The following is a 20,255-nucleotide window of genomic DNA, read 5'->3' on the forward strand; positions in this document are numbered from 1 at the left end:
TTTAAGGCTAAACTAACTTAAACTATTTTTTAAATAAGTCATATTTTAGGCCAAAAGTAAACCTAAGACTATAAAACTCTACTTGTTGTGTTCTTGCACTTACCCCTTGAAAGTAACGTAAAGGTTGATTTGTAATATTATTGAGGTCTGCGTAAAGTCTTAATTTATTATTGATTGCATATGAAGCATTAAAATCCAAAAATGTTTGAACATCATAGTACCTATCTTCAAAAGCATTACCGCCTATCTCATCGATATAAGAATCTGAGAAGTTTAATGATAGTCTTGCACTAAACTTTTTGTCAGCATAGCCTAAAGAACCATTGAACATATTTGGTGCTGTATTAGGTAAATCTAAATCGGTACGTTCATCACCATCTTCATTACGAATGCCATCAGCACTTGAAGTCAAGAACGTATAATTGAGGTACAAACTAAAATTTCTAGCAAAGCCTGGTAAAAAATCTAATTGCTTTTGAAAAGCGACTTCTGCCCCGAATATAGTGGCTTTATCTCCATTTAAAGGTTGAAATAAATCAAATCCTGCTGAACCGGCACCGAATGAGTCATCAGGAGCTTCAGAAATAAATGTGTAAACAAAATCATTTATATTCTTATAAAAAAGACCACCAGAAATAAGACCTACGCTTTTAAAATAGTGTTCTGCCATTACATCAAAATTCATTGATGTTGTTGGATCTAGCTCAGGATTTCCTACAAAAATTTCTTCGTCACCTTCTACAAGATCGGAGAAAGGTGTTAGATCAACATAGTTAGGCCTTGCTAAAGTATTTGTCCAAGCAAGTCTTAAAATTGTATTATCAGAAACATCATATTTAAAGTGCAGACCTGGCATAATATTCGTGTATGAACTTTCATTTGTTGTTTCTCCTATTACTTCCTCTTCATCTAATATTTGATTTCCAGTAGCTGTTATTTTAGTGTTCTCTAAACGTAAACCCGCTATAACACTTAACTTATCTGAAAGCTTTTGGTTTGCCATAATATATGCGGCCCACACATCTTCACTAACATCAAAATTATCTCTTAGAAATTCATCAGGAACTGATTCGCCAGCGTTATCGGTCAAATCAAGTCCACCTAAGAAAACCTCATCAGGATATAATCCCGCTTCGTATTGACTACCAGCCAAGAAATTAGAATCCGTATAGCTTTTAGTCGGAAAATCGGCTAAAGTTGGATATTGGTCTTCTAAGTCAAATTCAAAAAAGTTATTATCTCTAAACTTCTTTTTAAAACGACCTCTTGCACCAAATTTGACTGTTCCATCACCATTTCCAAAAAAATCAGAAGGAAGTTCAAAATTAATGAAGAAGTTAATATCTTCTTCTTCTGTATATTGAGTTTCATTGGTGATTTCATCAAACTCAAAAGCGCTTAAATCGTTAACATCTGCAGCATTTTCTGCGGTCATTATTGGAAATTCGGGGTCAGTATTATCATTTAATACCGAATACTCCGCTACATATTGTGCATAACGTTCATCCAATCTTTCTTCATAAGCCTTTGCATATGAAGCCATCCAATCCATTTTCAAGCTTCCAAATAAATGGTTACCGCCGAGACTATAATTTTGCATTCTCTGGTCTTCCAACCGTCGATTTTTATTTCTATCATTATTAATTCCCCCTTTTGTTTCTCTAGCAATTTCAGCTGGGAACCTTGTAGGAACCCCATTAGTGATTGTGAAGTCATCAACACCAATATCCTCTGGGTCTAAAATCTCTTGAGCTAAGACAAAACGATTTTCACGATCATCTCGCCAATTATACATGGTCTTTAAATAAATAGTGTTGTCCGCATTAAAATTATAATCAAAATTTGCGGCAAAACTTCTACGAATACGCTGTACCAAATAGGTGCGTTGTTCACTTACGTTTGTGTAAGGATTTACATCCAACTCTTCTTCTTCACCGTCCTCGTTGGTAAAGGCAAACTCATCAGTCCATTCCGCTTCTACATTGTCAGAACCAAAATCGTTATCATTAATTGAGGCCGACACCATCCAACCAAATTTGCCATCCTTACTCCGGTCGCCAACTAATAAAGAACCATTTAAAATTCTTTTGTCAGTAATAAAATTGATTCCTGAACCAGCAGTGGCAGAAAGTCTAAAGCCTTGCGGAGCAGTTCTAGTAACCAAGTTCACAGAACCACCAAGGGCATCAGCATCCATATCGGGAGTTACTGCTTTGTTTACTTCAATGGTCTGAATCATATCTGAAGGAATTAAATCCATCTGAATATTTCTGTTATCCCCTTCTGCAGAGGGAATACGGCTACCATTTAAGGTTACGGAATTAAGTTGTGGTGATAAACCACGAACAATAATATTTCGTGCTTCACCCTGATCAACTTGCATAGTAATTCCAGGTATTCGCTTTACTGCATCTCCAATATTAGCATCTGGGAACTTCCCTATCTGGTCCGTAGATACTACATTGGTAATGTTAAGATTTGTTCTTTGAGTGTTAAGCGCTTTTGCTGTACCACTTATTCCATAGGCAGATACTTCAACACCCTCTAATTCAACATTAGTGGAATTCATATTTAAATTCACTACTGTTGTTTCTCCATTAATTACTGTAATTTCTTGAGAAACGGGTGAGTATCCAATATAAGAGATCTCTAGTGTATAGGTGCCTTCCGGCACCGCTACAATGGTAAAGCGACCATCAAAGTTAGATATTGCCCCTTTTTCAATTGAAGCGATATAAACGCTAGCACCAGGTACATAAATCCCATTTTCATCCGAAATGGTGCCCTGAATATTTCCCGTTTGAGCAAAAATAAATGAGGTAAAAAATAAACTTAAAAGACTTAAACTACTTTTCATTTTCTGAGTGGTTAATTATAGACCACAAAGAACTTGGAAATAGGTATAATATGAGGTTAGTTAATTTTTAAGATTAAATCAACTTTAGTCAAAATAACATGGTAGTTTAAAATAACCTAACAGTTAGTTAACAAAAAACCCCCACCAAAGGTGAGGGTTCTATATTTTTAGAAAAAGAATATTTTATGCTTCAAAAGGTTCTATAGAAACATATGACTTTCCGCCTACTTTCTTTTCAAATTTTACCAAGCCATCAACTTTCGCATGTAACGTGTGGTCTTTACCTGCGTAAACATTTTCACCTGGGTTGTGTTTTGTACCTCGCTGTCTAACGATAATGTTACCAGCTATTGCAGCCTGACCGCCAAAAATCTTAACACCTAATCGTTTCGATTCTGACTCTCTACCGTTCTTTGAACTACCTACACCTTTTTTATGTGCCATTTTTCTACGGTTTTATATTGTTATACCAGATGGTTGACCTTATGCCTTACCACCGTCTAATTCATCTTGCCATTTTTTAAGCTCATCCCACTTACCATCAGCTGCTAATTTAGCTTGTGCTGGCCAAGTGTCAGTAACATGATTACCGCGAACTTCAGAAATAATTTCAGAAATTTTTGCTGGTTTAGCTTTCGCTAAATCAGCAAAAGTAGCGATACCTGCTTCAATTAGAGTTGAAGCAATCTTTGGTCCAATACCTTCTATTTTCTTTAAATCATCAGCTTTTGCTTTGGCAGTTGCCTTTTTAGCTGGAGCTGCTTTTTTAGGAGCTGCCTCTTTTTTTGGAGCGGCTTCCTTTTTTGTTGTTGCTGCTTTAGTCTTTGCCGGAGAAGCTTTCTTAGCTCCCTTAGCAACAATGCTTTCCACAACAATCTCAGTCAAAGATTGTCTATGACCATTCTTCTTTCTGTAACCTTTACGTCTTTTCTTATGAAAAACGATTACTTTATCACCTCTAAGGTGCTTAACGACTTTGGCCTCTACGGCCGCACCGTCTATGACTGGGGCGCCAATAGTAACGCTACCATTATCATCTAAAAGAAGTACTTTATCAAAAGTTACCTTTTTACCTTCTTCAGCTTGTAAACGGTGAACGTACACTTTTTGGTCTTTCGCAACTTTAAACTGCTGCCCTGCCATCTCTACAATTGCGTACATACTGATTATATTAAATTATTCACTGAGCTATTTTCTCAAATAGCGGGTGCAAATATACTGCTAAATCCTTAATCTACAAGAATTTTTAGCCATTTAAGTAAATTATTTCTTCCCATTGAGAACAATTTAATTATCTGACTAATTCTTCTATAATTTCTTGTTAAAGAAATAGTAGTTTTCATTCCGACACTACAAAAAAATTATATTCGTGTAACATTATTAAGAATTGTAATACAAACATTTAAAATCTTTAATTCTAAACACTAAAAAATGAAAAAAAATTGCTTGAGTTTCTTTGGCGTTCTTTTTTCAATGAGCTTAGTTTTTTCGCAAGAAGTAGCCTTTGAAGAATACGATTTAGATAACGGTATGCATGTAATTCTGCACCAAGATAATAACGTACCAGTAGTAACTGTTGCCGTCTCGTACCATGTTGGGTCAAAAAATGAAAATCCGAATAAAACAGGGTTTGCTCATTTCTTTGAGCATCTTTTATTTGAAGGAACTAAAAATATTGAACGTGGTGAATGGTTTAAACTTGTGTCTTCCAATGGTGGCAGTAATAATGCAACCACAAACTATGATCGTACCTACTATTATGAGAATTTTCCATCAAATAATCTAGAATTAGGACTTTGGATGGAATCGGAGAGATTACTTCATCCTGTTATCAATCAAATTGGAGTAGACACTCAAAAAGAAGTTGTACAAGAAGAAAGACGACTACGAGTAGATAATGCTCCCTATGGTAGATGGCAAGAACAAATGTTCAAAAACCTATTCACCAAACACCCATATAATTGGACTGTTATTGGTTCACTAGAGCATTTGGCTAGTGCTTCGTTAGAAGACTTTCAAAATTTCAATAAAAAGTTTTACGTACCAAACAATGCCGTATTAGTAGTGGCAGGAGACTTGGAAATAGAGAAAACAAAAAAAATGATTCAAGATTATTTTGGTCCTATTCCTCGAGGTGCTGATGTTGTTCAGAACACTTTTATTGAAGACCCTATACAAGGGCCTGTAAAAGTTAAATTTGAAGATCCAAATATTCAAATTCCTCTAATAATGATGGGGTATCGCACACCTGGTCAGACCGAACGTGATGCTTATGTGCTTGATATGATTTCTACATATTTGAGTGATGGTAAAAGTTCCAAGCTTTATAAAAAGCTAGTAGACGATAAAAAAATGGCTTTACAAGTATTTGCTTTCAATGGTTCTCAAGAAGACTACGGTGCCTATATCGTAGGGGGCTTACCTGTTGGGGAAACATCTTTAGAGGATATTATGAAAGAGGTTGATGAAGAAATAGTGAAGGTTCAAACGGAACTAATTTCAGAAAAGGATTACCAAAAACTTCAAAATAAAGCAGAGAATAATTTTGTGAATTCAAATAGCAGTATCGCGGGAATCGCTGGTTCATTAGCAAATTACCATTTACTTTATGATGATACTAGCTTAATTAATACTCAAATAGATATCTACCGCAGCATCACCAGAGAAGAGATTAGAGATGTCGCCGCTAAATATCTTAAAGTAAATGAGCGTGTAGAACTGGAATATCTACCTGAACAAAAAAATGCTAACTAAGATGAAAAAGAATATATTATTCGCAATACTGACATTGTTTTTTACAATTTCATATGCACAAATAGACCGCACACAACAGCCAAAACCAGGACCTGCTCCGCAGATTAACTTGGAAGAACCGAACACTTTTGAGTTGAAAAATGGTTTAAAAGTAATGGTTGTTGAAAATAGAAAATTGCCAAGAGTATCAATACAGTTAGATATTGATAACCCACCAATTCTTGAAGGAGAAAAAGCTGGAGTCTCTGGTCTTATGTCTAGTATGCTTGGCAATGGTTCAACTACTATTCCAAAAGATGATTTTAATGAAGAGGTAGATTTTTTAGGAGCAAGAATTAATTTTGGTTCTCAAAGCGCGTTTGCAAGTAGTCTTTCTAAATATTTTCCCAGAATTTTAGAACTTATGGCAGATGCGGCCATTAACCCTAATTTCACTGCTGAAGAATTCGAAAAAGAAAAAGCAAAATTACTTACAGGGCTAAAAGCAGAAGAAAATGATGTTTCTGCCATAGCGAATAGAGTTCAGAGAGCATTGGCCTACGGAACTAAACATCCATACGGAGAAATTACCTCTGAAGCGACTGTGAACAATGTCACTTTGTTGGATGTTGAGGAATTTTATAGAGACTATTTTGTACCAGCTAATGCCTATTTAGTTGTCATTGGTGATATTAATTTTGAGGAGGTTAAAGAATTAGTAACAAAAGCATTCACGCCTTGGACAAAGGCAACACCTCCTTCATTGAGCTATACTAAACCAACAGATGCGCAATACACTCAAATAAATTTTGTTGATATGCCCAATGCCGTGCAATCAGAAGTGGCTGTTCAAAGTTTAGTTGAATTGCAAATGAAAGATGATGATTACTTACCTGCTTTAGTAGCCAACCAAATTTTAGGTGGAGGCGGTGAAGGAAGGCTATTCTTAAATCTTAGAGAAGACAAAGGATATACCTATGGTTCATACTCTTCAATCGGAAATGATAAATATCAACCTGTTCGATTTACAGCAGAAGCCCAAGTACGTAATCAAGTTACAGACAGTTCTGTTGTAGAAATTTTGAGTGAAATTGACCGTATAGTTAATGAACCGGTTACTGATGAGGAATTAAAAAATACAAAAGCCAAATATGTTGGGCGTTTTGTAATGGCTTTAGAGCGACCGCAAACCATTGCTAATTATGCACTAAATATTCAAAAAGAAGGACTATCAAAAGACTTTTATAAGACATATTTAGAACGTATCAACGCGATTACAACGGAAGATGTTCAGAAAGCGGCCAAAAAATACTTTACCACCAATAATGCGCGTATCGTGGTCGCTGGAAAAGGAAGTGAAGTCCTTGAGAATCTTGAAAAAGTTTCTTTTAATGAAAAGACCGTTCCTGTATTGTACTATGACAAGGTTGCTTCAAAAACTGAGAAACCAGATTATAACAGCGCTATCCCTGAAGGAATTACAGCAACTACAGTTATTGAAAAATACTTAGAGGCAATTGGTGGAAAATCAAAATTAGAAGCTGTTGAATCATATGCCATGTTGGCCGAGGCAGAAATGCAAGGGATGAAACTGGAGTTAGAAATGAAGAAAACCTCAAAAGAGCAATTTATGCAAGATGTTAGAATGATGGGGAACTCTATGCAAAAACAGGTCATTGATGGTGATAGAGGCTATATGATGGCCCAAGGTCAACGCAAGGATTTAACTGAAGAAGAAATAACAGCATTAAAAGAAGAGTCAGCAGCTTTTCCAGAATTAAATTATCTTTTCGCTGGTGATATTACTTTAGAAGGCATTGAAGCAGTTGGTGATAAAAAAGCGTATAAGCTTAAAATCACCGACGAGAAAACTGTTTTTTATGATGTTGAATCTGGCCTAAAACTTCAAGAAGTAACTGTGCAAGAAATGCAAGGTCAAACTGTTCAACAGAATATGATGTTGAGTGATTATAAGGTAGTATCTGGAATACTTTTCCCATTTAAGTTATCTCAAACTATGGGGCCTCAAAAATTTGATTTTATCGTTAAAGAGATAAAAGTTAATGAAGGAGTATCCGCAGCAGATTTTGAATAATCTAATAGCTTTTTCTAATTAAAAATCAAGACGTCTTTCGAGGCGTCTTTTTTTTGTTTACTAAATAAACTCCGACCAATATTAATAAAGCAGCCAAAAACTGACTTAAGGTAAATTTTTCTCCATCTAAAATTCCCCAAAAAATACCTACTATAGGTATTAAATAAGTTACAGAAACTGAGAATACTGCCGAAGAAATTTGAACTAATTTATTAAACATTATTTTAGCAATGCAAGTGCCTATAACGCATAAAATGATAATATAACCTAGCGAGCTCCAAAAATGTTCGCCCGAAGTAACCTGGATGCTAAAAAAGCCTGAAAATGGCAGGACGATTATGGCAGGTATAATAATAGCAGCAAAATTGCCAACGGCAATACCCATTGGAGTAACATTTTGCAGTTTGCTTTTAATAATATTCGCATTACACGCATAACAGATTGTGGCAATAATCACAAAACCAGCATACCAATAGTTTTGATTTGGGTTCACTCCTTTACCAAAAAAAATCAAAAACGCTGCTCCGATTAAACCAAGTAAAACTCCTATTAATTGGTTCTTTGAGAATGAAATTCCGAAAGCAAAAAGCCCCACAAATAAGGTAAATAAGGGCACTAAAGAATTCAAGATTGCAGCAATGCTACTATCTATTTCAGTCTCTGCGTAGGCAAATAAAAACATTGGAAAAAAACTACCAATAAAACCTGATAAAGCAATCCATTTCCATTCTTCTTTTGAAATTTTTTTTAAAGATTTATATCCTATTAAAAATAGAAAAAAACCAGCAATAACAATTCTTGCAGAACCTAATTGAATAGGGGTAAAACCTTCTAAACCTTTTTTAATTAAAATATAAGAAGTACCCCAAATGATGGATAATACAAAAAGATAAATCCATTTTCTATTTTGTTCGGTCATTATAATCTTGGATTATAGTTTGGTATACTAATCTCTGAACAAAGGTATTCTTATAAAGAGCTAAATGACCAGAATTAAGATAAGATTTAGGTTCTAATTAAAGTTCTTATTACTTTCACTTTATAAAGTTTTTTTCATGCGATTTAAAAAAAATATTCTGCCTTTTATAGCCCTATTAGCAACAATATCATCTTTTGGTCAAAAGCAACAGACAAATTTAACAACCATTGAAATCACAATATCCGGAATGGCCTGCCAAGAAGGTTGCGCAGATGCTATCAATGAAAACATCAAAAACTTGACAGGAGTTCAAAATTCAGAAGTAAGTTTTGAAATCGGAAAAGCTATTGTCTCTTATGATTCATTGATTATTCCAATTGACAGTATAAAGCAAAAAATTATAGCAACAAAAGTTAAAAATTACAACTATGTTATTGAAGCAATTCAGACTAAACAATAAAAACATGTTTAATCATCTTAATAAAATTGCCTTACTTTTTATTCTAGTTTTTTCATTTTCTTGTAAACAAGAAAAAAAAACTGAAGAAGAAAAGCCAACTCAAATGGAACAAGTAATGATCGTTCATGATGAAGTAATGCCTAAAATGGGAACGGTTTCAAAACTTGTGGCGCAATTAAAATCTAAAGTTGATTCAACCGAAACTGGTATGGAATATCAAGCGGCTATGAGAGATCTTCAAAAAGCCAATAAATCGATGATGGATTGGATGATGGGGTTTGGAAATCGTTTTGATTCTGATGAAATATTGAATGGAAAAGAACTTACTTCTGAAAAAAAAGAATGGTTAAACGAAGAGGAGGAGAAGGTTAACGCTTTAAAAGAACAAATAAATATGAGTATAGAGAAAGCTCAATTACTATTAGAAAAATAATTTAATCTTTCCATTCTAAGCTTTCCATAATCTTTCGAATATCATTTTGTAAATAAATTGCAGCTGGGAAAATGGAATCATAATTGGGCTTAGCGTAAAAATAAAGTGAGCCCGTTACGAAGTTCTTAGTACTATCAGTTGCGTAAAATTGTGATTGAGATGCAGCATTTCCCGTTATTTCATAAAACATCCCAAATACCCTTTTATCATCATTAATAAAGGGTTGCTCAACAATATTATCAGCTTTCACAACATGTTCATATGATAATTTTTGAGCGTCATTTAATAATGTTTTTAAATCGTCATTTACTGGTTTGTATGTTAAATATATTGAGCCTTTTATAGTCGGGTAATCTAGTGTAAGACCGTTAATGTTTTGTTGTTTTACGATTGCAATATTATTCTGTTCAAAAACAAAATTTGGAGTTTCTGATTTAATGTAAGATGCTGTGGGATAATCAAGTCGCATCATTGCTTTTGGCTTAGGCAAAACCTCATCATTACATGCCAAATTGAAAAACACACAAGCCAATAAAATTAATATGCTATACTTCATGAGGTAGTTTTACCTTGATTTGTTTTAAGCGTTTTTTGTCTAAACTTTCTACAGTAAATACAAATTCATTAAAAATAACCTTCTCCCCTCGCTTCGGAAAACTTCCGGAAATTTCTAACACGAAACCGGCAATGGTTTCAGACTCACCCTTATTGTCTTCAAAGAGTTCATCATCATCTAGTTTAACAACTCTGTAAAAATCTTTCAACGTTGTTTTTCCTTCAAAAACATATGTTTGATCATCCAGCTTTGAATAAATCAAATCTTCATCATCAAATTCATCACTAATATCGCCTACTATTTCTTCAATAATATCTTCTAAAGTTACAATACCTGAGGTGCCGCCATATTCATCAACTACAATTGCCAAGTGCTTTTTTTGCTCTTGAAACTCTAGCAGTAAATCATCAAGTTTTTTATTCTCCGGCACAAAGTAAGGTTCTCGAATTAGAGATATCCAATTAAACGATTTTCTGTCAATATAAGACAGCAAATCTTTAACGTACAACACCCCTAAAACATTATCCATGTTCTCTGAAAAAACAGGTATTCTAGAATATCCATTTTTTTTAATTTCTTGAATTACTTCAGGAAATTTCATCTCTTCATTCAAAGCAAAAATATCAATACGAGGTCGCATCACCTGTTTCGTATCTGTATTACCGAAAGACACAATACCTTCTAAGATTTTTTGCTCCTCTTTGGTAGTATCACCTTCTGAGGTTAATTCTAAAGCTTGTGATAAATGATCAACACCAAAATTTGATTTTTGTTTACCTAATTTATCTTGAAGGAACAAAGTAGCCGAACGCATAGGCATGCTGATTGGTGTAAAAATAGTATCCAACACTCTAAGTGGCGAGGCCATAAAATGTGAGAATTGAACTCGATTTCTATTGGCATATATTTTAGGAAGAATTTCACCAAACATTAATATTAAGAAGGTCGCAACTAGAACTTCAAGAACAAAACGAACAGAAATTACACCAAAAATAGTTTGATTAATAGTTGAAAACAAGATATCTCCTATTGAACTAAAAAGAAGCACAATACCAATGTTTATGGCATTATTAGCAATCAATATTGTAGCTAATAGCTTTTTTGGCTTCAATAAAAGCTTAAGAATCAGCTTACCTCTGCTAGTATCTTCTTCTTCAATTTCATTCAAATTGGTTTGAGATAGGCCAAAAAGAGCAACTTCAGCACCAGAGATTAAGGCTGAAAAAAGCAAAAGAATTAATAACACCAAAACTTTTACAATAAAAACTCCATTAAAGACATTTGCTATTAAGGATAAACTGTAAGGGTCAGGGTCCAATGCCGAGTAATTTAATTTTACTTATTAAAAAGGTAAATCGTCGTCCGGTTCGGAGTTTGAAACCGGTGTAACTGAAGCTTGAGTCGTTGGTGGTTGGGTTGGCGCAGCTTGTTGATTAGTTTGACCACTCTGCATATTGGCACCAGCTTCATTCTTATTAGTTAGAAAGGTAAAATCTTGAACATGAACTTCTGTAGTGTATCGTGTATTGCCATCTTCACCTTGCCACTGTCTATTTTTTAATCTGCCTTCAACATAGACTTTATCGCCTTTGCTTAAATATTTTTCACAAATCTCAGCAGCCTTGTTTCGAACCACAACATTATGCCAGTCAGTATTTGTTACTTTTTCTCCAGTTTGTTTGTTGGTATAGGTTTCATTGGTAGCAATAGGAAATCTACCAATACACCCACCACCTTCAAAATAGTGCATTTTAACTTCATCACCTAAGTGCCCAATTAGCATTACTTTATTTACTGTTCCGCTCATAGTGAATCAAAAGTACTAAATTTTAAAAGCTTCGGATAAAATCTGCTATTAAAACTGGAACCGGATACTCCTCCAAACTTTTCCATGATACAGCTTTTGGCAAATTCCGTTCAACCTCAATAATCCAAAACTTTGTGTGAAGATGTTGATGAGATAGTTTATGAATTATTGGCTTTTCATTAAAAAGAGAAATTTCATACTTTTTTATGTTGGAATAGTTTTCTGAAACCCTCTTTGAAACTTGATTAATATTGGCCTCGGACTCTGATTCAAACAAGGGAAATTGATAAAGATTTTGCCATATTCCTTTGCCTGTGCGCTGCTCCAATATGGTGTGTTTTTTAGAGTCCAAAAAAATTAGATAATTAAAATTCTTCTTCTTAACCTTTAATTTTTTGAGCTTAATTGGTAATTCATGAACTCGATTTTGTGCTAAAGCAACACAATTTTCACTTATAGGACAATGAAGACAATAAGGTTTTTTAGGAGCGCATTGAATTGCTCCAAACTCCATAATACCCTGATTATAATCACGAATTTCTTTAGTATTCATAACTTCTCTAGCAAGTTTTTTAAAATGCTTTATTCCCGCTGTTGAATTAATAGGGAGTTCTATACCATAATAACGTGCCAATACTCGATAAACATTGCCATCAACCACGGGCTCGGCTTGGTCAAAACAAATAGAAGCAATGGCACTTGCAGTATAATCACCAACTCCCTTCAATTTAATTAGACCTTCATAAGTATTCGGAAAAGAACCATTAAACTCATTAACCACCATTTTAGCAGTAGCATGCATATTTCTAGCTCGGGAATAATACCCTAAACCTTGCCAAAGTTTAAGTACTCTTTCCTCGCTTGCCGAAGCCATATCTTTAACAGTAGGAAACTCCTTTATGAATTTTTCATAATAAGGTAAGCCTTGAGCAACTCTAGTTTGTTGAAGCATTACTTCGGATAACCAAATATTATATGGGTTACGAGTTGAACGCCATGGAAGTACACGTTTATTCTCAGCATACCAATTCAAAATTTCATAGGAAAAATTCATGTATGAAAATACTATAAGATTAAAGTAACAGTTTATATACTTAAATTTTAGGGCTTTATGTAAAACATTTATATATTTGCAAGCCTAAAAAAAACGAAAATATAAATACGAAATGACGAAAGCGGATATTGTATCTAAAATCTCAGAAAAACTGGGTATTGAAAAAGGAGACGTACAAGCGACTGTAGAATCTTTTATGGAAGAGGTTAAAACCTCATTAGAGAGCGGAGATAATGTTTATCTAAGAGGTTTTGGTAGCTTTATTATCAAAACTAGAGCTGAGAAAACAGGAAGAAATATTTCAAAGAATACAACCATCAAAATTCCTGCACACAATATTCCTGCTTTTAAACCTGCTAAGGTTTTTGTAGAAGGAGTAAAAAGTAATGTACAGGTAAAATAATTTACTAACGAAAAAGCAACGCGAATATGCCGAGTGGAAAAAAGAGAAAAAGACATAAGGTAGCTACACACAAGCGTAAGAAACGCCGGAGAGCTAACCGACACAAGAAAAAGTAGTCAGCTGACTACTTTTTCGCTTTAATACGTTCATTGACATCATGGTTAAAAAATTTTTAGTACTTGATTGGTCTTAATAGATCAAACAATATATATGTTAAATCCATTCGTCTCAAAATTAGAGACGGATATAAATCGAAACAGGTGAATAGAGAATTAATCGTAAGATCTAGTTCTGATGCTGTCGATTTTGCCTTATTAAAAGATGGAAAACTTATTGAACTTCACAAAGAAGAAGACAACAATAGCTTTTCGGTTGGGGATATTTTCCTCGCCAAAATCAGAAAACCCGTTACGGGCCTAAATGCAGCCTTCGTAAATGTTGGTTATGAAAAAGATGCCTTTCTGCATTATCATGACCTTGGCCCACAGCTAGCTTCTATGCTAAAGTTCATTAAGCAAGCAAGAACGGGAAAACTCAAAGATTTTTCCTTAAAAGATTTTCCATTTGAAAAAGATATTGATAAGAATGGCTCGATAAACGAAGTTATCAAAGCCAATCAATCGTTATTAGTACAAATTGTAAAAGAACCCATTTCAACCAAAGGACCAAGAATTAGTTCTGAGCTTTCAATAGCCGGGCGCTATTTGGTCATGGTTCCTTTTTCCGACCGCGTTTCAGTTTCTCAAAAAATTGAAAGTAATGAAGAAAAAAGTAGGCTTAAAAGACTTGTAAAAAGTATTAAGCCAAAAGGGTTTGGAGTAATAATTCGTACCGTGGCAGAAGGCAAAAAAGTCGCAGAACTCGACAAAGATCTCCAAAACTTGCAGACAAAATGGACTGCAATGTGCAAAACGTTGTATAAAGCCGAACATCCGTCGAAAGTATTAGTTGAACTCAACAGAGCTTCTTCAATTCTAAGAGACATTTTTAATGATTCTTTTACAGGAATTCACGTAGATGATGAAACGCTTCATGACAATATTAAAGACTATGTGCACGAAATAGCTCCGCAGAAGGAGTCCATTGTAAAATTATATAGTGGTTCAGCCCCCATATTTGAAAAATTTGGGATTGAACGACAAATTAAAACCTCTTTTGGCAAAACTGCCACAATGAGTAAAGGAGCTTACCTTGTTATTGAACATACTGAAGCTTTACACGTAATTGATGTAAATAGCGGTAACCGTTCAAATAAAGCAAAAAATCAAGAAGATACCGCATTGGAAGTAAATATGTTGGCAGCCGCAGAAATTGCAAGGCAACTTCGTTTGCGAGATATGGGTGGTATAATTGTTGTTGATTTTATTGATATGACAAGGGGTGATCATCGTAGAAAACTCTTTGATTTTCTTAGAGATGAAATGAAAGATGACCGCGCTAAGCATAAGATTTTACCTCCAAGTAAATTTGGTTTAGTACAAATCACAAGGCAACGGGTAAGACCTGAGATGAATATTAAAACCAGCGAAGAGAACCCTAACGGTTCTGGCAAAGAGGTAGAAGCGCCTATTGTTTTACTTGATAAAATCAATTTTGAGTTAGAACGTATTTTAAAAGGCCCGAATAAGAATAAAAGTATCGTACTCAATATACATCCTTTTATAGCAGCTTATTTGACTAAAGGAGTGCCTTCCATTCGTCAAAAATGGTTTTTAGAGTATAAAAAATGGGTTAAAATTCAACCTAGAGATGCCTATACTTATCTTGAATATAGATTTAAAGATAAACAGGGCAAAGTAGTTAGATAACAAAAAGCGACTTCAGTAATGGAGTCGCTTTTTTTGTATCTTGTTTTTAACAAACGTAATACAAAATGAAGGAATATAAAGTTGAATCATTTATTTACTACTCTAAACTTAAACTTGACACAAAACATATCTTAAAAGATTCTACAAAAGATATACAGGTAAAACTAGACGAAATGGCTAAAGAAGGATGGAAATTATCCTCGACTGACGCCACAAATTTTGGCGCGGCAGTATACATGTATTTATATTTTGAACGAGATGTAAAATAGTCTATGGAATGTAAAAACTGTGCATATGAAATTGACGAAAATGAATTTTATTGTCAGCATTGCGGAGGTAAAATTATAAGAAATCGTATTTCGTTAAAATTATTGCTTTCTGAGGCAGCAGCTAATATTTTCGGTTGGGACAACAAATATTTTCTAACTGTTAGAGGTTTATTTGTTTACCCTGGAAAACTACTACAACAATATATTGACGGTACCAGAAAACGTTATATGAACCCTATTAGCTTTTTGTTGATAGGACTAACCTTGGGCATATTCTTCTTTAATATTTTTAGTGAACAGTACTTGTCCATAACGGAAAAAGCCAATGAATCTCAGCTTGAGTGGATGGCTCAAAATCTTGGTGGTATTTATGAAAGTGATGAATTTCAAGAAAAATCAAGGGCAGATTCAAACAAAATGCAAGAATTTCTCCTTCGGTATTTAAATATTATTACTTTAATTAATTTACCCCTTTATGCCTTATTATCGTGGTCAGTATTTAGAAAACGCTATAACTTTGGTGAACATTTAGTCGTTAATTCTTATCTACAAGGCGTAGGTTTTCTTTTTTCTATACTTTTCTTCTTTGTGGCGATTATAGTTCATCCTTCTTTGTTTTTTTTAAGTTTACTCGGTACTTTTTCACTTTATTGTCATGCCTACAAACAACTTTATAAGCTAAGTTGGTCAGAATTGATCTTAAAAATTCTTCTTTTTATTGGGATTCTTATTGGTCTTTCAATTGTTTTGGGTATAGCATTCTTTGTAATTGGTTATATAGGTGCAAGATTTGGTCTTCTTGATTTTGAGAATTTGATTAAAATGTAATAAATGACATTAAGAGAAGCCAAAAGAAAGTTAGAAAACTATTGTGCCTATCAAGAACGTTGTCATAAAGAGGTAATTGAGAAGTTAAAAGGAATGCGTATGATTCCTGAGGCTATAGATCAAATTGTAACTCAACTTATTGAAGATAACTTTTTAAATGAAGAACGCTTCGCTAAAAGTTTTGCCAGAGGAAAATTTAATATTAAAAAGTGGGGTAAAAACCGAATTGAAAATGAATTAAAACAACGTCAAATCTCTAGATATAATATTACCGCCGCCTTAAAAGAGATTGATGAAGAAACTTATATTGAAACCCTTGATACCCTTGCTAAAAAAAGATTAGAACAAATTACTGAAACGAATCTTCAAAAAAAACGTAAAAAACTAGCTGATTATCTTTTATATCGAGGCTGGGAAAGTCACTTGGTATATGAAAAACTAAGAGAATTAATTAAGTAATCTTCTATGTTCTATACTCTTTTTATCAAATAGAAGTGCAATACCTTACGCTTTTACAATATCATCAGTATTTTTTATGGCCCTCTCATTCTTCCAATCAATCCATTTTTGACCCTTAACCCTTCTCATAATATTGTCAAAATAACGCATCACCAAAAGATTATAAACTGCCTTTATGATATTTCTTGGCTTTCGTGCAATAGCCCTTAAACTCATTGAAAAACCTGGAGTAATATATTTCATATGATGCCAATACCCTTCAGGTATGTAAAGAACGTTACCGTGTTTTAATTGAGTAGTAAAACCTTTAGCATGTTTTAAAGCTGGCCATTTATTAAAATCAGGTTTTGAAAAATCAATATCCTCTCTTACAATTAAAGAATGTGGCACCTTATATAGAAATTTAGTTTCAGACTGGGAGTAAAGAATGCACTCTTTTTCACCTTCAAAATGGAAGTGAAAAATATTCGCCAAATCAATGTCGTAATGCATAAAAGTATGAGACCCCTTACCACCAAAAAAGAGCATAGGTAAGCCCTTCATTAAACTTAGTCCAAAATCAGGATAATTATAATCTTTTTGAAGTTGAGGCAACTCTTTTAAAGCATTCCATAAAAAAATTCGAAACTTAGTGGGTTTACTTTTTAAAAGATCAACATAATCAGCCATTTTCATGGTAGCATGAGGCTCATTAAAGCCTTCATCATGTGCAACTGGGCGATCATCATAAAGAGGAACTTGCTTATCACCAGCAATCTCTTTCATATAATCTAAACTCCATTTAGAATATGCAGGCCAGTCTTTTATAAATTGTTCTATAACCACAGGTCTCTGTGGCTTAAAATAATCTTTTAAAAACGCTTCTTTAGTAAGCGTTTTAACGCGTGGTATTTGTTCTAGGTTAAGTCCCAAATTTTAAAAATTTAGAAAAACTAAGGTAGTAAACGAATTATAATTGGGGAATAATCACAAATTCTTCTACTTATTTAGCGTTTTGCTTGGCTAATTCGTTACGTTCAATTTTATGACCTGGACGAGACCATTTTGGCTTTTCACCTAAAGGCTGGTATTGAGAATCTTTAGCCTCTATAGTTTCTGGTTGGGATACCTTTGTGAAAGGCTTTTGTGTGTTTAAACCTAATAATTTAAACATCTCCATATCTTCATTGACATCAGGATTTGGAGTTGTTAGTAATTTATCCCCCGCAAAAATAGAATTAGCACCTGCAAAGAAACACATAGCTTGCCCCTCTCGTGTCATTTCAGTTCTCCCCGCTGAAAGCCTAACTTGTGTTTCAGGCATTACAATCCTGGTCGTTGCTACCATTCTAATCATATCCCAAATAGCGACAGGCTCAATATCCTCCATTGGTGTACCCTCAACAGGTACTAAAGCATTAATTGGCACCGATTCAGGTTGCGGACTCAAAGAAGCTAAAGCAACCAACATACCAGCTCTATCTTCCAATTTTTCACCCATACCAATAATACCTCCACTGCAAACAGTAACATTTGTTTTTCGAACATTTTCAATAGTATCTAAACGGTCTTCAAACGCACGAGTAGAAATTACATCTTTATAATAATCCTCCGAAGTGTCTAGATTATGGTTGTATGCATATAAGCCTGCTTCCGCTAATCGTTTGGCTTGATTCTCCGTAATCATTCCTAGAGTGCAACAAACCTCCATATCTAATTTATTGATAGTTCGCACCATCTCAAGAACTTGGTCAAATTCGGGTCCGTCTTTAACGTTACGCCAAGCGGCACCCATACAAACTCTAGAGCTACCCGAAGCCTTTGCTCTTAATGCTTGTGCTTTCACATGAGGAACAGTCATCAAGTCATTACCTTCAATGTCGGTATGATAACGTGCCGCTTGCGGACAGTACCCACAGTCTTCAGGGCAGCCGCCAGTTTTAATAGAAAGTAAGGTTGAAACCTGAACTGTATTTGGATCATGACTTTTTCTATGAACAGTAGCGGCTTCATAAAGCAACTCCATTAACGGTTTATTATAAATGCCAAGAATCTGTTCTTTCGTCCAATCGTGTCTTATCTCGCTCATAAGTCAAAAATAGGAAATTCTAAAAAAGAAAACCGAAGTTTTCACTTCGGTTTTTTAGTCAAATCAGAACTTGTTTATTCTTCTTTTTTCTTATCAGCTGCAGCCTTTTTTATCTCAGCTTGAACTTCCTCAGAAGTAATGTCCTTACCCTTTAAATATTCAGGTAATTGCATCCCTGCCATATTGAACATTTCTTGTAAAGGAGGAACAGACTTATACATGCCTGAAATAAAATTCGCCGTCGAATTTTTACCGTCTTGGGTCTTAGCTCCTGAATCCCAAACAGTGACTTTATCAATTTTAATATTCTTAATTGCTTCCGCCTGAGTTTTAACCAATTCTGGTAGTTTATCTGCTACTAATAACAAAACTGCATCTTTAGGACTATCGCCAGCAGCCTTCACAATTTTATCAAGACCTTCGGCTTGTTTTGTTAAGACTTCAAAAATACCTTTTGCCTCAGCCTGGGCTTTAAAGAGAATTGCATCTGCTTCACCTTTTGCTTTTCTACGTATCATTTCTGCTTCTGCCTCAGCATCAATTTCAACCTTCTGTTTATCAATTTCTGCTGGTACAACAATATCAGCCATTTGAGAACTACGTTCGCGTTCCGCTCTAGCTAATTCCGCATCTTTTTCCGCGGCGTAAGATTCTTCTAATGCCTTAGCCGCTTGAACTTTTTCTGCAGCAATTGCCGTTCGCTCTGCTTCCGCTTCTCGTTGCCTACGTAATGAGTCAGAGTTCGCAACGTTAATTTTTGCAATGTTTTCTCCTTCAACGGCTTTTGCATTAGCCGCAGCAACTTGAGTACGTTGATCTTGCACTGCATTCGCTTCTCCAATAGAACCATCTCTATTTTTTTCTGCAACTGATTTACGAGCCGCATTAATTGCATGCGCTGCTGCCTCTTTACCTAAAGCCTCTATATAGCCTGACTCATCAACAATATCAGTAATATTTACGTTGATTAATTTAAGTCCAACTTTCTTTAATTCTGACTCAACACTTTGTGAAATATTTGTCAAAAACTTATCTCTATCTGAGTTAATTTCTTCAATATCCATTGATGCAACCACCAAACGTAATTGACCGAAAATAATTTCTTTGGCTAAGTCTTGTACCTCTTGCATCCCTAAACCTAAAAGACGTTCGGCTGCATTTTGCATTACTCCGGGCTCGGTAGAAATACCAATGGTAAATCGAGACGGAACGTTAACTCTAATATTTTGTCTACTCAATGCATTGGCCAAATCAACTTCAATGGAAATTGGAGTTAAATCTAAAAATTCATAATCTTGAATTACAGGCCAAATAAAAGCTGCCCCACCATGAATACATTTCGCTGAATTACCGGTACCTACTTTACCATAAACCACTAAAATTCGGTCAGATGGACAACGCTTGTATCGTCGTATGAAAGAAATTATTATTATGAAGAAAAAGAGTATAGCAAAACCGATGGCTATTAAAGACGCTCCCCCGCCCAATTGTAATGGTATAATCATA

General features: G+C 34.6%; 20 protein-coding genes. 9 read left to right on the forward strand and 11 right to left on the reverse strand.

What is annotated here, in order from left to right; genetic code table 11:
• Nucleotides 1-22 precede the first annotated feature (22 nt).
• From RM520_RS01055 to rplU, 3 genes are all read right to left on the reverse strand, one after another.
• Nucleotides 23-2,857 (reverse strand): TonB-dependent receptor, encoded by a 2,835-nt coding sequence (locus RM520_RS01055; protein WP_311386667.1) that lies wholly within the window; start codon nt 2,855-2,857, stop codon nt 23-25.
• 183 nt (nt 2,858-3,040) lie between these two features.
• Nucleotides 3,041-3,301: a 50S ribosomal protein L27 gene (rpmA, locus tag RM520_RS01060; RefSeq protein ID WP_311383850.1), complete on the reverse strand. Its 261-nt coding sequence runs from the start codon at nt 3,299-3,301 to the stop codon at nt 3,041-3,043.
• A gap of 39 nt (nt 3,302-3,340) precedes the next feature.
• Nucleotides 3,341-4,018 carry a 50S ribosomal protein L21 gene (gene rplU / locus RM520_RS01065; RefSeq protein WP_311383851.1) on the reverse strand — a complete coding sequence of 226 codons (678 nt, stop codon included), beginning with the start codon at nt 4,016-4,018 and terminating at the stop codon, nt 3,341-3,343.
• A 270-nt stretch (nt 4,019-4,288) separates the two neighbouring features.
• Between rplU and RM520_RS01070 the strand changes: the two genes are divergently transcribed.
• Both RM520_RS01070 and RM520_RS01075 read left to right on the forward strand, forming a co-directional pair.
• Complete coding sequence (locus tag RM520_RS01070; protein ID WP_311383852.1) at nt 4,289-5,611, forward strand: M16 family metallopeptidase; 1,323 nt, start codon at nt 4,289-4,291, stop codon at nt 5,609-5,611.
• 1 nt (nt 5,612) lies between these two features.
• Complete coding sequence (locus RM520_RS01075) at nt 5,613-7,685, forward strand: M16 family metallopeptidase (protein WP_311386668.1); 2,073 nt, start codon at nt 5,613-5,615, stop codon at nt 7,683-7,685.
• 25 nt (nt 7,686-7,710) lie between these two features.
• Here RM520_RS01075 and RM520_RS01080 read toward each other — a convergent pair whose 3' ends face one another.
• Nucleotides 7,711-8,604, reverse strand: a complete 894-nt coding sequence (locus RM520_RS01080) for a DMT family transporter (protein ID WP_311386669.1) — start codon at nt 8,602-8,604, stop codon at nt 7,711-7,713.
• Between the two features lie 136 nt (nt 8,605-8,740).
• Here RM520_RS01080 and RM520_RS01085 point away from each other — a divergent pair, with 136 nt between their 5' ends.
• Nucleotides 8,741-9,064 carry a heavy-metal-associated domain-containing protein gene (locus tag RM520_RS01085; RefSeq protein WP_311386670.1) on the forward strand — a complete coding sequence of 108 codons (324 nt, stop codon included), beginning with the start codon at nt 8,741-8,743 and terminating at the stop codon, nt 9,062-9,064.
• 4 nt (nt 9,065-9,068) lie between these two features.
• Nucleotides 9,069-9,497: a hypothetical protein gene (locus RM520_RS01090; protein WP_311383856.1), complete on the forward strand. Its 429-nt coding sequence runs from the start codon at nt 9,069-9,071 to the stop codon at nt 9,495-9,497.
• Between the two features lies 1 nt (nt 9,498).
• On the opposite strand, the gene gldD is transcribed toward RM520_RS01090, so the two are convergent.
• The 4 genes from gldD to mutY are packed head-to-tail and all read right to left on the reverse strand — an operon-like array spanning nt 9,499 to nt 12,914.
• Nucleotides 9,499-10,053 carry a gliding motility lipoprotein GldD gene (gldD, locus tag RM520_RS01095; RefSeq protein ID WP_311383857.1) on the reverse strand — a complete coding sequence of 185 codons (555 nt, stop codon included), beginning with the start codon at nt 10,051-10,053 and terminating at the stop codon, nt 9,499-9,501.
• A complete protein-coding gene (locus RM520_RS01100; protein ID WP_311386671.1) occupies nt 10,043-11,371 on the reverse strand; it encodes a gliding motility-associated protein GldE in 1,329 nt (442 codons plus the stop codon). Before RM520_RS01100 ends, gldD begins: the two co-directional genes overlap by 11 nt.
• Nucleotides 11,372-11,395: 24 nt before the next feature.
• On the reverse strand, nt 11,396-11,860 hold the full coding sequence (locus tag RM520_RS01105) for a single-stranded DNA-binding protein (protein ID WP_311383859.1): 465 nt from the start codon (nt 11,858-11,860) through the stop codon (nt 11,396-11,398).
• Nucleotides 11,861-11,882: 22 nt separating this feature from the next.
• On the reverse strand, nt 11,883-12,914 hold the full coding sequence (gene mutY, locus RM520_RS01110) for an A/G-specific adenine glycosylase (RefSeq protein ID WP_311386672.1): 1,032 nt from the start codon (nt 12,912-12,914) through the stop codon (nt 11,883-11,885).
• Between the two features lie 112 nt (nt 12,915-13,026).
• Here mutY and RM520_RS01115 point away from each other — a divergent pair, with 112 nt between their 5' ends.
• From RM520_RS01115 to RM520_RS01135, 5 genes are all read left to right on the forward strand, one after another.
• The gene (locus tag RM520_RS01115; RefSeq protein ID WP_311383861.1) at nt 13,027-13,317 is read left to right on the forward strand and encodes an HU family DNA-binding protein; all 291 of its coding nucleotides are present in this window, start codon (nt 13,027-13,029) and stop codon (nt 13,315-13,317) included.
• 260 nt (nt 13,318-13,577) lie between these two features.
• On the forward strand, nt 13,578-15,125 hold the full coding sequence (locus RM520_RS01120) for an Rne/Rng family ribonuclease (RefSeq protein ID WP_311383862.1): 1,548 nt from the start codon (nt 13,578-13,580) through the stop codon (nt 15,123-15,125).
• A gap of 65 nt (nt 15,126-15,190) precedes the next feature.
• Nucleotides 15,191-15,394 (forward strand): DUF4177 domain-containing protein, encoded by a 204-nt coding sequence (locus RM520_RS01125; RefSeq protein WP_311383863.1) that lies wholly within the window; start codon nt 15,191-15,193, stop codon nt 15,392-15,394.
• Between the two features lie 3 nt (nt 15,395-15,397).
• A complete protein-coding gene (locus RM520_RS01130; protein WP_311383864.1) occupies nt 15,398-16,222 on the forward strand; it encodes a DUF3667 domain-containing protein in 825 nt (274 codons plus the stop codon).
• 3 nt (nt 16,223-16,225) lie between these two features.
• Nucleotides 16,226-16,681, forward strand: coding sequence for a regulatory protein RecX (locus RM520_RS01135; RefSeq protein WP_311386673.1), 456 nt, complete (start codon nt 16,226-16,228; stop codon nt 16,679-16,681).
• A gap of 45 nt (nt 16,682-16,726) precedes the next feature.
• Here the strand turns inward: RM520_RS01135 and RM520_RS01140 are convergent, their stop codons facing one another.
• The 3 genes from RM520_RS01140 to RM520_RS01150 form a co-directional block, all read right to left on the reverse strand.
• Nucleotides 16,727-17,593 carry a cupin-like domain-containing protein gene (locus RM520_RS01140; protein ID WP_311386674.1) on the reverse strand — a complete coding sequence of 289 codons (867 nt, stop codon included), beginning with the start codon at nt 17,591-17,593 and terminating at the stop codon, nt 16,727-16,729.
• Between the two features lie 70 nt (nt 17,594-17,663).
• Nucleotides 17,664-18,749: a biotin synthase BioB gene (gene bioB, locus RM520_RS01145; RefSeq protein WP_311386675.1), complete on the reverse strand. Its 1,086-nt coding sequence runs from the start codon at nt 18,747-18,749 to the stop codon at nt 17,664-17,666.
• A 74-nt stretch (nt 18,750-18,823) separates the two neighbouring features.
• Nucleotides 18,824-20,254, reverse strand: coding sequence for a flotillin family protein (locus RM520_RS01150; RefSeq protein ID WP_311386676.1), 1,431 nt, complete (start codon nt 20,252-20,254; stop codon nt 18,824-18,826).
• Nucleotide 20,255 lies beyond the last annotated feature (1 nt).

This window comes from Croceitalea vernalis (genome assembly GCF_031846405.1).
GTDB classification, from domain to species: Bacteria; Bacteroidota; Bacteroidia; order Flavobacteriales; family Flavobacteriaceae; genus Croceitalea; species Croceitalea vernalis.

Coding starts and splice junctions, on each gene's coding strand:
- RM520_RS01055 (WP_311386667.1), bottom strand. CDS start 2,857: ATGAAAAGTAGTTTAAGTCTTTTAAGTTTATTTTTTACCTCATTTATT.
- rpmA (WP_311383850.1), bottom strand. CDS start 3,301: ATGGCACATAAAAAAGGTGTAGGTAGTTCAAAGAACGGTAGAGAGTCA.
- rplU (WP_311383851.1), bottom strand. CDS start 4,018: ATGTACGCAATTGTAGAGATGGCAGGGCAGCAGTTTAAAGTTGCGAAA.
- RM520_RS01070 (WP_311383852.1), top strand. CDS start 4,289: ATGAAAAAAAATTGCTTGAGTTTCTTTGGCGTTCTTTTTTCAATGAGC.
- RM520_RS01075 (WP_311386668.1), top strand. CDS start 5,613: ATGAAAAAGAATATATTATTCGCAATACTGACATTGTTTTTTACAATT.
- RM520_RS01080 (WP_311386669.1), bottom strand. CDS start 8,604: ATGACCGAACAAAATAGAAAATGGATTTATCTTTTTGTATTATCCATC.
- RM520_RS01085 (WP_311386670.1), top strand. CDS start 8,741: ATGCGATTTAAAAAAAATATTCTGCCTTTTATAGCCCTATTAGCAACA.
- RM520_RS01090 (WP_311383856.1), top strand. CDS start 9,069: ATGTTTAATCATCTTAATAAAATTGCCTTACTTTTTATTCTAGTTTTT.
- gldD (WP_311383857.1), bottom strand. CDS start 10,053: ATGAAGTATAGCATATTAATTTTATTGGCTTGTGTGTTTTTCAATTTG.
- RM520_RS01105 (WP_311383859.1), bottom strand. CDS start 11,860: ATGAGCGGAACAGTAAATAAAGTAATGCTAATTGGGCACTTAGGTGAT.
- mutY (WP_311386672.1), bottom strand. CDS start 12,914: ATGAATTTTTCCTATGAAATTTTGAATTGGTATGCTGAGAATAAACGT.
- RM520_RS01115 (WP_311383861.1), top strand. CDS start 13,027: ATGACGAAAGCGGATATTGTATCTAAAATCTCAGAAAAACTGGGTATT.
- RM520_RS01125 (WP_311383863.1), top strand. CDS start 15,191: ATGAAGGAATATAAAGTTGAATCATTTATTTACTACTCTAAACTTAAA.
- RM520_RS01130 (WP_311383864.1), top strand. CDS start 15,398: ATGGAATGTAAAAACTGTGCATATGAAATTGACGAAAATGAATTTTAT.
- RM520_RS01135 (WP_311386673.1), top strand. CDS start 16,226: ATGACATTAAGAGAAGCCAAAAGAAAGTTAGAAAACTATTGTGCCTAT.
- bioB (WP_311386675.1), bottom strand. CDS start 18,749: ATGAGCGAGATAAGACACGATTGGACGAAAGAACAGATTCTTGGCATT.
- RM520_RS01150 (WP_311386676.1), bottom strand. CDS start 20,254: ATGATTATACCATTACAATTGGGCGGGGGAGCGTCTTTAATAGCCATC.